The organism is Amycolatopsis melonis (assembly GCF_040064235.1).
GTDB classification, from domain to species: Bacteria; Actinomycetota; Actinomycetes; order Mycobacteriales; family Pseudonocardiaceae; genus Amycolatopsis; species Amycolatopsis melonis.
In genome coordinates this window covers 1-13,856 of sequence record NZ_JBDZYD010000015.1, presented here as the reverse complement: position 1 = coordinate 13,856, position 13,856 = coordinate 1, and the positions used below count along the sequence as shown (strand labels likewise).

Below are 13,856 nucleotides of genomic sequence, written 5' to 3'. Positions count from 1 at the left end.
ATGCTAGTGCAGCGCACGGCGGCCCGGCGGATCCGTGCGGAACCGTCGCGCCGCCGTGCGCTTTTGTCACATCAGGCTGCGAGCACCTCGAATTCGGCGGCCTGGCCGGCGGGCCAGCCGGTGTTGCCGGTGAACGTCAGCCGCACGAAGCGCTGGGACGTCGCCGGGAACGAAACCGAGGCCGTGTTGCCGGACGCCGGGTCGAACGCGTAGCCGCGGGAACCCACCAGTGTCGTGTACGAGCCGCCGTCGACGCTGGCGGAGATCGTCACCGTCTGGGTCCGCGGGCCCCATGCGGACGACGGCGGCAGGCGCAGCGTCACCTTGCCGATCGACGCGGCCGCGCCGAGGTCCACCGTCAGTGTTTGCGGGAAGGCGTTGTTCGTGCTTTCCCAGTACGTGTTCGCGTCCCCGTCGACGGCGTTCGACGGTGGGAAGCCGCCCTGCGAACCCGACGCGGCGATCGCCTTGCCGCGGGCGAGGTTCGTGCCCGGCTGCGGCGGCTGCGGTGGCCCGGAGTTCGGCGCGGGCCAGGTCGAGCAGTCGGGCCAGGTGCCGGTCCAGCCGCTGTTGCCGGACCCGGTGAACGTCATCTTCGGGATCGACGCCGGGTAGGGGCAGTTGTACGTCCCGGTCACGCCGACGCCGGTGGCCGTCAGATTGCTGATCGACACCGACCCCTGCGTCTGGGCCTGCGCCACGAACGTGCCGGCGCCCTGCACGGAGACGCCGTCGATCGTGATGCCCTGGATCGGCTTGCCCGCGCCGTTGCCGTCGATGAACTGGATCGCCTCGTACGGGCTCTGGATCGCGGTGAACCCGGTGACGCGGATGGTCACGCCGGTGATCGCCTGGTCGCGGGCGTCGAACCACAGCGCGCCGACGCCGAACTGCCAGTTCGGGTCGAGTGCTCCGGCCCGCAGCGCGGTGTTGTTCGACAGCGTGATCGTGCCGCCCAGCGGCACCGAGTTGAAGCGGTTGCCCACGACGTAACCGCCGCCGAGGGCGTTGGTGTCCTGCGCCAGGTTGCCGCTCACCGTGTTGTCCGAGCCGCCGTACAGCGCGATGCCGTTGGCCAGATTCGGCTGCACGACGGTGTTGTTCGCAATCGTGTTGCCCGAGTCGGCCTGGCCGTTGGACCACAGCGCCAGTCCGTCGTCGCCGTTGTTGCGCAGGTAGTTGTTGCGCAGTACGGAGTTCGTCACCGCGCCGTCGAAGTTGACGCCGTCGGCCTGCGTGTCGAGGATGCGGTTGTTCTCGATGGTGAGGTTCGACGACGCGCCGTTCATCAGCCACAGCCCGCACTTGGTGTCCTGGATCCACAGGCCCGACACGACCGAGCCGGTGCCGAGCACGCCGTGGAACGCGTTGTCCGGGCTGCCGTCGTTGCGTTCGGTCACGTCGCCGAACACCGCGAAGTCGTGGAGCCGGATGTTGCCGGACGCGCTGCCGTTGTTGAAGATGTTGTTGCCGTGCAGCACGGTGTACCACGGCCCGGCGCCGCGCACGGTCGTCTGGTCGATCTGCAGGGCCGAGCCGATCTCGAACCGGCCGGGCGGCACCCACAGTTCCCGGCCCTGCGCGCGGGCCGCCGCCAGCGCGGTGCGGAACGCCTGCGAGTCGTCCGAAGCGTCGTTCGCGGTGGCGCCGTAGTCGGTGACCGCCAGTGCGTTCGCCGGTTTCGTGCCCGCGCCGCCGACCTGCTCGAAGTCGGCGAGGTCGACGGTCGCCTGGCCGACGTCGCCCGGGTCGGCCTGGACACGGACCTTCGCGCCCGCGGCGAGGTCCTGGCCCAGCAGCAGCCGCGCGTCGTCGAAGAAGTGGTGCGTCTTCGCGCCCGGGATCCAGCCAGTGTCCACATAGGAATACCGGGACGTCACCGAGAGGCCGCTGCCGAGCTTCGATCCGTTGACGTACACCGAAAGCCGTCCCGACGAGCCGTCCGGGACGCTGTAGTGGACGTTGATCGCGTTCGCCGCCGCGGGCAGCGTGAACTCGACGTACTGGCCGGTGCCGAGCCGGACCGCCTGGCGTCCGGAGGCTTCCGACGCCAGGCTGGCCTGGGTGTAGTCGGGCCCGATCGCCGAGCCGGTGGTGGCCGAGCACTCGGCCTCGACGGTCCGGAACGGCACGCTCGCGCCGCCGGACGCGGTGGCCGGGCAGGTCGCCGCCGCGGCGGGGGTCAGGGAGCCGGTGGTCAGGCCGGTCAGGCCGGCCGCGGCGAGTGCCGCGGCCAGCAGGGCCGCGCTGCGCCGGGGAACGGGGGACATCGTCGTCACCTTTCTCGCGGGAGGGAGGAGCAGGCCGTCGACGTGTCCGGGAGCATACGAATATCGGACAAGAATCCGCAATAGTTTGACTGACTTACGCAAATTTGCGACAGAACTTGACGGTACGCTGTCCGGCCGGACTTGCTACGTTGTCGCCATGAGCCAGCGACGGGCTGACGGCAGCGCAGGGGACGCGGACTACGGCGCGATCGGCGGGGTGTACACCGACTACCGCAAGCCGGATCCGCGCATCGGCCGGTACATCCTCGACGCGCTGGGGGAAGCGCGCACCGTGCTCAACGTCGGCGCGGGCGCCGGCGCCTACGAGCCGAGCGACCGCGAAGTGACGGCGGTCGAGCCGTCGGCGTCGATGCGCGCGCAGCGGCCGGCGGGCCTGCCGCCCGCGGTCGACGCCGTGGCGGAGAAGCTGCCGTTCCCCGACCGGGCCTTCGAAGGCGCGATGAGCACGTTCAGCGTCCACCAGTGGAACGACCTGTGGGCCGGGCTGCGGGAGATGCGCCGGGTGACGCGCGGCCCGATCGCGATCCTGACGTGCGATCCCGAGCGGCTGCGCCGGTTCTGGCTGCTCGACTACGCCCCCGAGGTGATCGAGACCGAGGCGCGGCGCTACCCGTCGGTCGACGACATCGCCGACGGCCTCGGCGGCCACACGTCGGTGATCGGCGTGCCGATCCCGATCGACTGCACCGACGGCTTCAACGAGGCCTACTACGCGCGGCCCGAACGCCTCCTCGACCCGGGCGCGCGGCTGTCGTGCTCGGCATGGAGCTTCGTCGACGACCGCGTGCACCACCGCTTCGCCGCGGAACTGCAGCACGACCTCGACGACGGGACGTGGGAACGCCGCTACGGCAAGCTGCGCGAGCAGCCGGAGTTCGAAGGATCGCTGGTCCTGGTCGTCTCCGACCCGACGGCGTGAGCAGCCTGCCGCGGCTTGTCGTGAGTGGTAATTCGCGTTAGAACCCGAATTACCACTCACGACCGCCCACCGGCGGCCTCGGCGACCCTGCCGGGCAAGGGCACTCGCGGGGCGTGCCAGGGTGGGCTGAAAGGCGCTTTCGTCTCACGTGGTGCAGTGAAAGGGACTTTCGTTGCACCAGACGCAAGGAAAGTCCCTTTCAGCACGCACCGACGGGGGGATCCAGGTTCAGCGCCACCCCAGGCCGAGCGTCACCCCGTGGCCAGCAGCTCCTGCAGTTCGGTGACCGCTCGCTCCAGTTCGCCGGCGAAGCGGTACATCTCCGCCGCGACGTGCTTCGGGGTGCTGAGGTAGATGTTCCAGCGGTCCGGCAGCAGCACGTACGCCACGCCGATGCACTGCGGGCTGGTCGAGCCGAACCCGAAGTACTGGATGTTGACCGACGGTGCCGAGCTGGTGCTCAGGTAGTCGTCCCGCATCTTCAGCCAGCCCGGTGATGTGTACAGCGCCGGGGTTTCGGTGTCGCCACGGCGTTTGCCGATCAGCTGCAGCTCCCACAGGTGCTGCTCGGGCGCGTCCCCTGCCTGGCACTCCTTCGCCCGCGCGACGTGCTTCGCCGCCGCGGCACGGAACGCTTCGCGCTTCTCCTCGGCGCTCGCGTCGGACGTCATGACGTCGGCGAAGCGCACCACCTCGGGCGTGACGACCCGCATGGCCTCGGTCCGGCCGTTCTGGAACTGCCGGGTGGCGATCGACTCGTACGTCGCGCCGGTCAGGCCCTTCGCGCGGCGGTGGGCGAGCTGGTAGGCCATCTGCGCGAAGGCGTCCGGGGACATGCCCAGCTCCTTCGCGCGGTTGGCACCGAAGCCGAACGACACCGTCTGCGTTGCGGTCGCGTCCGCGTACGCCCGGTACGCGGCTCCGGCGGCGCGTGCGTCTTCGACAAGCGCGTCGGTCAGCGTGAACTCGACCGGCTCGAAGCCCGGGACGCCCGAAGCCGTCTCCCGCGGCAGCCGTGAACCGCTCAGCAGGGCGTCGGTGAAGCCGAGGATCGTGGTGCCGTCGAGTTCGCAGTGCTCGACGTTGATGCCCGCGCTGCCGTCCCCGAACACGACGAGCGACACGGCCTTGTCGTACCAGCGGTTCTCGCCGTACAGCAGCTGGTCGCCCGCTTCCAGCGTGCTCGACGGCGTGAAGTCGTCCAGGCACAGGCAGAACAACGCGGTCTCGATCGTCTCCAGTGCCGCGCCGTTCCCGGCTTCGAGCAGCGCCGCCCGCGACGCCGCCCATTCCGCGCGGGCCTTGGTGGTCAGGTGCGCGGCGGCGACGTCGGTGCCGTGGTCGTCCTTGAGGATCGCCTGCAGGCCCTCGGCCAGCTGCGACGGCGTGTACGGCCGGCCGTCCCCGTCGATGACGTCCATGCGGAACGGCACGTTCCGGTGGAACACCACGATGTGCCGCTCGGGCGAGGGGTACTGCGTGCGCGCGGTGTCCAGCACCTCGCCGGGGATCCGCGTGGCCGAGAACAGGAACTTGTGCTGCACCATCGACTGCGGGGCACCGCGCAGCACCACCGGCGGCACCAGCTCCTCGTCGAGCCGCAGCTTGTAGTCCACGGCGGACGCGGTCAGCTCGGCCGCGCGCTCCACCTGGCCCAGCGGGGACTCCTGGAACAGGAAGAAGAAGTTGGCGTTGAGCGCGATCCGGTCGCGGCGGCCGAGGTAGCGGTACGGCCAGAACGTGTCGAGCCAGCTGCGCACGCCGGGCGAGCGGTCGTATTCCTCCAGCCGGGCCTGCAGCTCGGGCCCGGGACCCGACAGGAACGCCGCGACCGCCGCTTCGGTTTCGGCCAGTTCCTCCGGCGTCAGCAGCGGAGCGCACCACTCGAGGAAGCGGCGGCCGCTGTCCTCCAGCGTGGGGAGCGGGACGCGGGGGAGCCGGTCCTCGTTGCCGAACGTGCGGGTGGACCATTCCGGACTGCTCACGGTCATCCTTCTCGGTCTGCGGTGGCGAGCGCGGCCGCGAGGTCCGCGGCCGCGCCGCCGGGGCGGGAAACGTACAGCTGCGCGTAGAGCCACCCGTCGGACTCCAGCCCGGCCGGATCGACCCCGGCGGCGCTCAGGGTGTCCAGGATCTGCGTCTGCTCCTCGGCGGAGGCGAACCGCCGCTGCCGGAACACCCCGCCGACGCTCGCGGTCTCGTACCCCAGCTCGGCGAGGCTCGCCGCGATCGGCTCGAAGGAGAACATCCGCAGCACGAAGTGCGCCATCCACGGCCGCGCGCCGCGCGCGACCCGGGTGAGCGTCTTCTCGGTGACATACCCGACGCAGCCGGTCGAGACGACGAGGTCGACGTCGTCCAGGAGCTTCTGCTGGGTGCCGTCCGGGTCGTTCCGTTCGAGGTCGGCGTGGATCGCCTCGTCGAGGAACCCGGCGGACAGCGCGTACTCCAGCGCCGGGGCGGAACTGTCGAGGCCGTAGAACCGGGGACTGGCGGTCCGGACGCGGTTCCGGTCGGCTTCCAGCAGCGCCGCGTGGTCCAGCGCGCGCACGGCCGGGTCGGTGTAGTGCGCGTACAGCTCGTCCATGGTCGTCTCGCAGCGCTGCAGGGCGGCGTTGACGCCGTAGGAACAGCCGACGTCGAGCACGGTCGGCCGCTCGGCGGGGTGTTCGGCGATCAGCTTCGCGAAGTACGGCTTCGCCAGCTGGGGAATGCCGTAGTCCACGCGGCGCAGCGTGCCGAAGAACGGGCGCGGGTCCGGCGCGGTGTAGATGTGGTCGAACGAGATCTTGCCGGTCGAGTCGAAAGGCACGGGCCTGGCTCCTGGTTCAGTCGAGCAGCGCGTCGCCGCGGTCGGTGCGGCCGGCGAGGTGGGCGGGCAGGACCCGGCCGAACAGCTGCCGGGTCCGCTCGGCGCTGCCGATCACGCCAGGGCGCTCGCTGTAGGCGAAGATCGCCGAGTGCCGCGCGAGCGTGCCCGCCACGGTACTGACCCGGTGCAGCGCGAAGCGTCCTTTGAACAGCTGGAGATCGCCGGGCCGCAGGTCCAGGCGCCGGACCGGCCGGGTGTCGCCGTCCAGCACCGCGCGCACGGCGGCGAAGTTCTCGTCCGCGGCGGACCGGATGCCGGGGCAGTACTCGAACGTCCCGCCGTCCTGCGCGGCCTGGGTCAGCATGCTGACGGTGTGGGTGTTCGTGTCGAAGTGCCACGGGTGGGCGCGGCCGGGCGCGATGACGTTGAGCGTCAGCCCGGACAGCGGGTCGGCGAGCTCGTGCAGCCGCGGCAGCCCGAAGCAGTCGGCGACGAACCGCTGGAACAGCGGGCTGGTGTAGAGCCGGGCGATGATCGACGACGCGGGGATGCGGTCGCGCGCCACGAAGGCGTTGCCGCGTTCCATGATCGTCCGGCCGGGATGGTCTTCGGGCAGAGGCTCGCCGATCGCGGTGTTGTAGGCGTTGACCTTTTCGATCTTGGTGTACGCGTGCGGTTCGAGCGCGGCGCATTCCGCCCGCAGCGTCTCGCGCAGTTCCGGGCGGACGAAGTCGGCCAGGACGCTGCAGCCGGCATCGGCCAGTTCCGCGCGGGTGCGGCCGACGGTCTCGCGCCAGGCGGGACTGTCCGGTTCGGTCAGCGGGTAGCGGTCGGTGTCGACCATTTCCAGCGAGGCCACGGAGGTGCTCATCGCAAGTCCCTTCCGGCACGGTGAGGGAACAGAGGTAGCACAGAACCGCGCTGGTCACCCGTCGGTTTGTGAGCGGTGACACACGGTGGTCAGTTGCCGATCTTGCTCGCCCACGAGCTGACGGTAACCGTGTCCGTGGTGCCGAGATCGGTCTCCAGAGGCTGTTTCTGCGCAGGTTCGCCTGGGGAAGGGACCACCGAAATTGCGACGCCCGTGCGCTTGTCGCCACTCGTCACGGTCGCCGACCACGCCAGCACGGCCAGCGCTTTTTCGCCCGGTTGGAGGACGAGGTGCTGCGGCCCGAGATCGCGGGCGAAGTAGGACGTGTCGTGTTCGACGCGGACGTCGAGCGAGGTGCCGTCGGCGGCGAGGATCTTCAGGTCCGGGTAGTCGGGGACCGGCCGCGGCTTGGTGTCCCGGTTGGTCAGCGTCAGGACGCTCGCGCGGTGGCCGAGCCCGGCTTCGACCTGACCCACCGACAGCGACAGCCCGGTCGCCGGCGGGGGCGCGTAGGTCGGGCTCGGGGTGGTCGTCGGCGTCGGAACGGGCGGCGGTGGTGGTGGCGGAGTGGCGCAACCGGCCAGCAGCGCGGCGAACAGAAGCGGTGCGAAGCGAGAAACCCCCATGCCGCGCAAGGGTAGCGGGCGCCCGGCCGGGCGCCCGCCACCCCACACGGCGGGAGGCGCGGCAGCAACGGCTTGCGCACCTGCGTCGCGACGCCGTCCGAAGCGGCCGCGGCAGCCAGCCGCTCGGCCGAGGGCCTGCCGTAGTCCGTCGTGCGCTGCACGAGCGGGCGGCCCAGCGGCTCGACCATCGCGCGCATGTCGCTGATCGTCTTGTACGACCCGTGCGACGCGCCGGCCATCCGGCTGATCGTCTCCTCCATCAGCGTGCCGCCGATGTCGTTGACGCCGCCCTGCAGCACCGCGCGGCTGCCTTCTTCGCCGAGCTTCACCCAGGAGCTCTGGATGTTGTCGATCATGCCGTGCAGCAGGAGTCGGGCCAGGGCGTGCACCGCGCGGTTCTCGCGCAGCGTCGTGCCCGGGCGGGCGAGCCCGGCCAGGTAGATCGGCGCGCTCTGGTGAATGAACGGCAGCAGCACGAACTCGGTGAACCCGCGCCGCCCGTGCTTCTCCAGGCCTTCGCGCTGCAGCCGCGCGAGCAGCTTGAGGTGCGCGACCCAGTGCGCGGGCGTGTCGACGTGGCCGTACATCATCGTCGACGTCGTCGGCAGCCCGACCTCGTGCGCGGTCGTGACGACCTTGATCCACTCCGACGTCGGCAGCTTGCCCTTGGTGAGCACCCACCGGACGTCGTCGTCGAGGATCTCCGCCGCCGTGCCCGGCAGCGAGTCCACGCCGGACTCCTTGGCCTTGATGAGCCAATCGCGAAGCGACAGGTTGGTCCGCGAAGCGCCGTTCACGACCTCCATCGGGCTGTAGGAGTGCAGGTGGATTTCCGGCTGGCGGCGCTTGACCTCGGCGGCGAGGTCGAAGTACGCGGTGCCGGGCAGGTCCGGGTGGATGCCGCCCTGCATGCAGATCTCGGTCGCACCCGCGGCCCACGCCTCGTCGACGCGGTCGCCGACCTGCTCCAGCGAAAGCGTGTACGCGTCGGCGTCGGTGCGACGCTGCGCGAAGGCGCAGAAGCGGCAACCCGTGTAGCAGACGTTGGTGAAGTTGATGTTCCGCGTGACGACGAACGTGACGTCGTCCCCGACCGTCTCCCGGCGCAGGTCGTCGGCGAGCTTCGTGAACGCGTCCAGTTCCTTGCCGTCGGCGTGCAGCAGCGCCAGCGCGGCGTCGTCGGACAGGCCCGCGGGGTCCTTTTCCGCGCTGCGCAGGGCTTCCAGGATGTCGGTGTCGAACCGCTGCGGCCCGGTCTTGATCCGGTCGCCGATCTCCTTCCAGTCCCCGTAGACCGAGTCGAAGTCGCTGCGGCGGTCCTCGGTGCGGCCGCTGGTGTCGATCTCGGTGTGCAGGTCGGTGCGGCCGGACTCCTGCCAGCCGCCGTCCGGCTCCTGCCACGGGATGCCGACCGGCAGCGCGCCCTCGCGCGCCAGCCCCGTGTCGTAGTCGACGAGCGCAGCGACGTGCCGCGTGAGCCGCGGGTCCAGCCACGGCTCGCCCGCCTTGACGTACTCCGGGTAGATCGTGAGCCGTTCCTTCAGCTCGAACCCGGCCTTCTCGGTGCGGCGGGCGAGTTCGTCGATCTGCGGCCACGCGCGTTCCGGGTTGACGTGGTCCGGGGTCAGCGGCGAGACGCCGCCCCAGTCGTCGATGCCGGCGCGGATCATCAGGTCGTACTGGTTGCCGATCAGGTTCGGCGGCGCCTGGATGCGCATCTTCGGGCCGAGCACCAGCCGCGCGACGGCGATGTTCGCGGCCAGTTCCTCGAGGTCGGCGTCCGGGGTCGCGCGCATCTTCGTGTCCGGCTTGGCCCGGAAGTTCTGCACGATGACTTCCTGGATGCCGCCGTAGGTCTTGGCGATCTTGCGGATCTCGAACAGCGCGTCCGCGCGCTCCTCGAACGTCTCGCCGATGCCGATGAGGACACCGGTGGTGAACGGGACGCTGCTGCGTCCGGCGTCTTCGAGCACCCGCAGCCGGACCGCGGGATCCTTGTCCGGCGAGCCGTAGTGCGGGCCGCCCTTCTCGCTCCACAGCCGGGTCGCGGTGGTCTCCAGCATCATGCCCATCGACGGCGCGACCGGCTTGAGCCGCTGGAAGTCCTGCCAGGTCAGCACGCCGGGGTTGAGGTGCGGCAGCAGGCCGGTCTCCTCCAGCACGCGGATCGCCATCGCGCGGACGTAGGACAGCGTGTCGTCGTAGCCGTGCGCGTCCAGCCACTCGCGGGCGGCCTTCCAGCGGTCCTCCGGCCGGTCGCCGAGCGTGAACAGGGCTTCCTTGCAGCCCATCTCCGCGCCCTTGCGGGCGATGTCGAGGACCTCGTCGGGGGACAGGAACGGCGATTCGAGCCGTCCGGGCACGGTGACGAACGTGCAGTAGCCGCAGCGGTCGCGGCACAGCCGGGTCAGCGGGATGAACACCTTGCGGCTGTAGGTGATGATGCCGGCGCGCCCGGCTTCGGCCAGGCCCGCGTCACGGATGCGCGAGGCGTATTCGGAAAGCTTCCCCAGGTCTTCGCCGCGGGCGTGCAGCAGGACGCTCGCTTCGGCTACGTCGAGTGTCTTCCCGTCCCGCGCCCGGGCGAGCGCGCGGCGCATCGCGGAGGCGGTCGGGGTGGTGGCGTCGGGTTCGGGTCCCATTCCGCCAACGCTAGGACCGTCCTCACGCGACCAGCCAGTGTGTCTTCCGTACCATCACCCGCCTCCCCGGTCCGCGTGATCGTCGTCGCAGGTCAGCGCGCTCCCGTGGTTGTCGATCAGCGGGCAGGCGTGTATTACCTAAAGGGTGGCAGCTGTGGTCGGCAAGAAGATCGGCGGACGGACGTACTACTACCTGGCGGAGTCCGCCAGGGTCGACGGCAAGCCGCGGGTAGTGACCCAGCGTTACCTCGGCACGGCCGACGAGATCGCCCGCGCCGTCCCCGGCGGCGAACCCGCGTCGGTTTCCTACCGGACCTACGGCGACGTCGCCGCGGTGTGGGCGACGCTCACGCGGCTGGACTTCGTTCGCCGGGTCGACGACGTCGTGCGGGCGAAGCCCGCGCTGGGACCGACGCTGGCCGTCGCGGTGCTGCACCGCGCGACCGCCCCTTCGGCACCGATCGGGCAGTGGTGGGAATCGTCGGCGGCCGCCGACCTCGTGCGGCCGCGGGTATCCACAGTGGACAATCTCTGGCGCGCGCTGGAACGCCTGACGCCCGAACGGATCGCGGCCATCGAGGAGACCGTCGCGGCCGCCGTCCTGGACATCCTCGACGACCACGCGGCCCTCGCCGTCGACGTCCCCCAGTTCGCCGCCTTCGCCCCCGCGGACTGCACGCTGCCGTCGGCCTGCTCCGGCGTGCTCGCCGGGGCCGGGCTGCGGGTGACCCGCGACGGCGCGATCCCGCTGAACTCGCGGCTGTACCGGCGCGACGACGGCACCGCGCCGACGTTCGCCTCCCTGACCGGCGAACTGGGCCCGGCCACCCTCGTCTTCCACGCCGGCCAGGCGGCCCAGCTCGACCTCGGCTCCCGCAGCGGCTTCGTCGGCTCCCTGCCGCTGACCGACCACCCCGAGCTGCTGACCCAGCCCGCGTCCGCCCGCAAGCGCGTCGACCCCGAGCGGTTCGCCGGCCTCACCGCCCTGGACACGCACGCGGTCGTCGACGGCGTCCGGCGGCGGGTGATCCTGACCCACTCGGCGACCCTGCACGCGGCGCAGTCGCGGGCGTTCGCCGACGAGCTGGCCACCGCCACCCGCGAGCTGGACGGCCTGGCCGAGGCGCTGGCCGCGGGCACCCACCGCGGTGACCGCGCGCAGGTCCACGCCGAAATCGGCCGGGTGACGCGTGGACGGCGCATCGAGCGCGTCCTCACCGCCGTGCTGAGCGGGAACCGGCCGGGGGAGATCCGGCTCGAACGGCGGATCGACGCCGCCGCGCTGGCCCGGCTGGACGAGGAGTTCTTCGGCAAGCAGATCCTGGTCACCGACCGCGACTGGCCGATCGGCGACGTCGTCACGGCCTACCGCGCCCGCACCCACCTCGAATCGACGTTCCGCTGGCTCACCGGGCCCGCGGTCACCGGCCCGACCCCGCGCTGGGAGTGGACGCGGCAGCGCATCGCCGCGCACGGCCTGGTGTCCGTGCTCGCGGCGACCGTGACGCACCTGATGCGGCGCGAGGCGGACCGGGCCGGGACGAACCTGTCCGTGCGGGAGCTGCTCGACCAGCTCGCGGGCGTCGGCGAGCTGGTGCTGCGCTACCCGTCGACCGGCGGGCGGCCGCGGACGAAGCGCCTGCTGACCTCGGCCGAGCCGGGCCAGCAGGCGCTGTTCTCGCTGTTTCAGGACTCCCGGTAGATCTGCAGGGCGGAGAAGCTCTGCACCACCGGCATCAGCTCGATGATGTTGATGTTGACGTGCCGCGGCTGGCTCGCGGCCCAGTACACGGACTCGGCGACGTCGCCGGCGGTCAGCGGCGTGGTGCCCTCGTAGACCTTGGCGGCCTTGTCGCCGTCGCCGTCGAACCGGACCTTCGAGAAGTCCGTGCCGCCGACCATGCCGGGCTCGATGTTCGTCACCCGGACGCCCGTGCCGTGCAGGTCGCTGCGCAGGTTGAGGCTGAACTGGTGGACGAACGCCTTGGTCGCGCCGTAGACGTTGCCGCCGGGGTAGGGGTAGGTGCCGGCGATCGAGCCGATGTTGATGACGTGGCCGCGGCCGCGTTCGACCATGCCCGGCAGCAGCGCGCGCGTGACGTGCGCGAGGCCGCGGACGTTGGTCGCGATCATCTGGTCCCAGTCGTCGAGGTCGGCCTGGTGGGCGGGCTCGAGGCCCTTGGCCAGCCCGGCGTTGTTGACCAGGACGTCCACCTGCTGCCAGTCCCGCGGGAGGTTCTGGACGGTGTCCTTGACGGCTTCGGGGTCGCTGACGTCGAGCTTGACCGGCAGGACGGCCTCGCCCAGTTCACCGGCCAGCTTCTCGAGCTTGTCCTCGCTGCGGGCGACGGCGATCACGCGGGCGCCCTCGGCGACGAACCGGCGCGCGATGGCGTCACCGAAGCCGGCGCTGGCGCCGGTCACGAACACGGTCTGCTGGGTCATGGGGTGGCTCCGCTGCTGTTCAGGAAGGTGCTGAGTGCCTCGTCGAACTCCGTCTCGCGCTCCAGGTTAGGCAGGTGGCCCGCGCCGTCGATCACCACCAGGGTGGAGCCGGGGATCTCCCGGTGGAGTAGCTCGGCCTCGGCGACCGGGGTGAACTCGTCCTCGCTGCCGACGACCACCAGGGTGGGGACGCCGATGTGCCGCAGGCCGCCGGTGTAGTCGGGACGCTCGGCACGTCCCCGCAGCGCGGCCGCGGCGCCGTCCGCCGGGGCGTCGCGCATCATCCGCCGGACGTGCGCCTCGACGTCCGGCCTCTCCGCGCGTGTCTGCTTCGAAATCATCTTGGGCAGCAGCTCCTCGGCGTACTGCGCCATGCCTTCGGCAGTGATGCGGTCGGCGGTGTCGTAGCGGGCCTGCTTGGCCTCCGGGGTGTCGAGGCCCGCGAAGGTGTCGGCCAGGACCAGGGTGGTCACGCGGTCCGGGTGGGCGGCGACCAGCTGCATGACGATCTGGCCGCCCATGGAGAGGCCACCGAGGACGAAGTTGCCGAGCTGGAGGGTGTCGGCCAGTGCGACGAGGTCGTCCGCGAAGACGTCCAGGGTGGTCTTGGTGTCCTGGGTCTTGGACTCACCGTATCCGCGGAGGTCCGGCGTCACGACGCGGTAGCCGTCCCGGGCGAGGCGCTCGGCCTGGGGCCGCCACATCGAGCGGTCGAACGGGTGGCCGTGGACGAGGAGGACCGGGCGCCCGCTCTTCGGGCCGAGGTCGTCGTAGGCGAGTGTCATGCGGCCGACGCTAGGCGGAGCTTTGCCGCGGAGCAATACGGTGCAATGTACTCGGAGCAATATTCTTTCGCTGGCGCTCGGCGGCCGTTCGGTGCAGACTGAGCCGCAGACGGCCTTCGTCATGCGCTCTGACCTGCGCTGATCATGAAGACCGACCCCCCTGTTCGGGGCTGTTTCCGGGCGTGTAATCTTCTCTTCGTCGCCAGGGAGACCGGGCCGACACTGCGGAAATGACACGCAGAGCGTGTGTTGCTTGAGAACTCAACAGTGTGCTAGTGAACTAAGCCAGTAGAGCTTATATTTGAAACCCCTCGTCGGGGTTTCCTTTGAGAGCAATTTTTTGCCTCGATTGAATTCGAAGACATTGTTGGAGAGTTTGATCCTGGCTCAGGACGAACGCTGGCGGCGTGCTTAACACATGCAAGTCGAACGCTGAAGCATCTTCGGGTGTGGATGAGTGGCGAA

General features: G+C 70.6%; 10 protein-coding genes and 1 rRNA gene. 3 read left to right on the top strand and 8 right to left on the bottom strand.

All coding sequences use genetic code 11. From position 1 onward, the window contains the following. Window positions 1-71 precede the first annotated feature (71 nt). Window positions 72-2,270 (bottom strand): discoidin domain-containing protein, encoded by a 2,199-nt coding sequence (locus tag ABJI51_RS34780; protein ID WP_348955336.1) that lies wholly within the window; start codon window positions 2,268-2,270, stop codon window positions 72-74. A gap of 157 nt (window positions 2,271-2,427) precedes the next feature. Here ABJI51_RS34780 and ABJI51_RS34775 point away from each other — a divergent pair, with 157 nt between their 5' ends. Further along, window positions 2,428-3,210 (top strand): class I SAM-dependent methyltransferase, encoded by a 783-nt coding sequence (locus tag ABJI51_RS34775; RefSeq protein ID WP_348955335.1) that lies wholly within the window; start codon window positions 2,428-2,430, stop codon window positions 3,208-3,210. A gap of 251 nt (window positions 3,211-3,461) precedes the next feature. On the opposite strand, the gene ABJI51_RS34770 is transcribed toward ABJI51_RS34775, so the two are convergent. The 5 genes from ABJI51_RS34770 to ABJI51_RS34750 all read right to left on the bottom strand — a co-directional run bounded on the left by ABJI51_RS34770 (window position 3,462) and on the right by ABJI51_RS34750 (window position 10,161). Continuing rightward, window positions 3,462-5,201, bottom strand: a complete 1,740-nt coding sequence (locus ABJI51_RS34770; RefSeq protein ID WP_348955334.1) for a choline/carnitine O-acyltransferase — start codon at window positions 5,199-5,201, stop codon at window positions 3,462-3,464. Further along, window positions 5,198-6,022 carry a class I SAM-dependent methyltransferase gene (locus ABJI51_RS34765; protein ID WP_348955333.1) on the bottom strand — a complete coding sequence of 275 codons (825 nt, stop codon included), beginning with the start codon at window positions 6,020-6,022 and terminating at the stop codon, window positions 5,198-5,200. Before ABJI51_RS34765 ends, ABJI51_RS34770 begins: the two co-directional genes overlap by 4 nt. Before the next feature lie 16 nt (window positions 6,023-6,038). Further along, a complete protein-coding gene (locus ABJI51_RS34760; RefSeq protein ID WP_348955332.1) occupies window positions 6,039-6,893 on the bottom strand; it encodes a HalD/BesD family halogenase in 855 nt (284 codons plus the stop codon). Between the two features lie 89 nt (window positions 6,894-6,982). Continuing rightward, the gene (locus ABJI51_RS34755; protein WP_348955331.1) at window positions 6,983-7,369 is read right to left on the bottom strand and encodes a DUF4232 domain-containing protein; all 387 of its coding nucleotides are present in this window, start codon (window positions 7,367-7,369) and stop codon (window positions 6,983-6,985) included. Then, entirely contained in the window at window positions 7,324-10,161 is a 2,838-nt protein-coding gene (locus ABJI51_RS34750; RefSeq protein ID WP_431605689.1) for a bifunctional FO biosynthesis protein CofGH, read from the bottom strand. Before ABJI51_RS34750 ends, ABJI51_RS34755 begins: the two co-directional genes overlap by 46 nt. Before the next feature lie 154 nt (window positions 10,162-10,315). Here ABJI51_RS34750 and ABJI51_RS34745 point away from each other — a divergent pair, with 154 nt between their 5' ends. Further along, window positions 10,316-11,863 carry an IS1634 family transposase gene (locus tag ABJI51_RS34745; RefSeq protein WP_348955598.1) on the top strand — a complete coding sequence of 516 codons (1,548 nt, stop codon included), beginning with the start codon at window positions 10,316-10,318 and terminating at the stop codon, window positions 11,861-11,863. Here ABJI51_RS34745 and ABJI51_RS34740 read toward each other — a convergent pair. Next, window positions 11,848-12,606 carry an SDR family oxidoreductase gene (locus ABJI51_RS34740; RefSeq protein WP_348955330.1) on the bottom strand — a complete coding sequence of 253 codons (759 nt, stop codon included), beginning with the start codon at window positions 12,604-12,606 and terminating at the stop codon, window positions 11,848-11,850. The genes ABJI51_RS34745 and ABJI51_RS34740 overlap by 16 nt on opposite strands. Next, on the bottom strand, window positions 12,603-13,391 hold the full coding sequence (locus ABJI51_RS34735) for an alpha/beta fold hydrolase (protein WP_348955329.1): 789 nt from the start codon (window positions 13,389-13,391) through the stop codon (window positions 12,603-12,605). Before ABJI51_RS34735 ends, ABJI51_RS34740 begins: the two co-directional genes overlap by 4 nt. A 364-nt stretch (window positions 13,392-13,755) precedes the next feature. Between ABJI51_RS34735 and ABJI51_RS34730 the strand changes: the two genes are divergently transcribed. Beyond that, window positions 13,756-13,856: ribosomal RNA gene (locus tag ABJI51_RS34730) — 16S ribosomal RNA — on the top strand; the annotation flags it as partial.

Excerpts from the sequence above, each read along its gene's own strand:
- ABJI51_RS34775 (WP_348955335.1), top strand. The coding sequence starts at position 2,428 with ATGAGCCAGCGACGGGCTGACGGCAGCGCAGGGGACGCGGACTACGGC.
- ABJI51_RS34760 (WP_348955332.1), bottom strand. The coding sequence starts at position 6,893 with ATGAGCACCTCCGTGGCCTCGCTGGAAATGGTCGACACCGACCGCTAC.
- ABJI51_RS34735 (WP_348955329.1), bottom strand. The coding sequence starts at position 13,391 with ATGACACTCGCCTACGACGACCTCGGCCCGAAGAGCGGGCGCCCGGTC.
- ABJI51_RS34780 (WP_348955336.1), bottom strand. The coding sequence starts at position 2,270 with ATGTCCCCCGTTCCCCGGCGCAGCGCGGCCCTGCTGGCCGCGGCACTC.
- ABJI51_RS34740 (WP_348955330.1), bottom strand. The coding sequence starts at position 12,606 with ATGACCCAGCAGACCGTGTTCGTGACCGGCGCCAGCGCCGGCTTCGGT.
- ABJI51_RS34750 (WP_431605689.1), bottom strand. The coding sequence starts at position 10,161 with ATGGGACCCGAACCCGACGCCACCACCCCGACCGCCTCCGCGATGCGC.
- ABJI51_RS34770 (WP_348955334.1), bottom strand. The coding sequence starts at position 5,201 with ATGACCGTGAGCAGTCCGGAATGGTCCACCCGCACGTTCGGCAACGAG.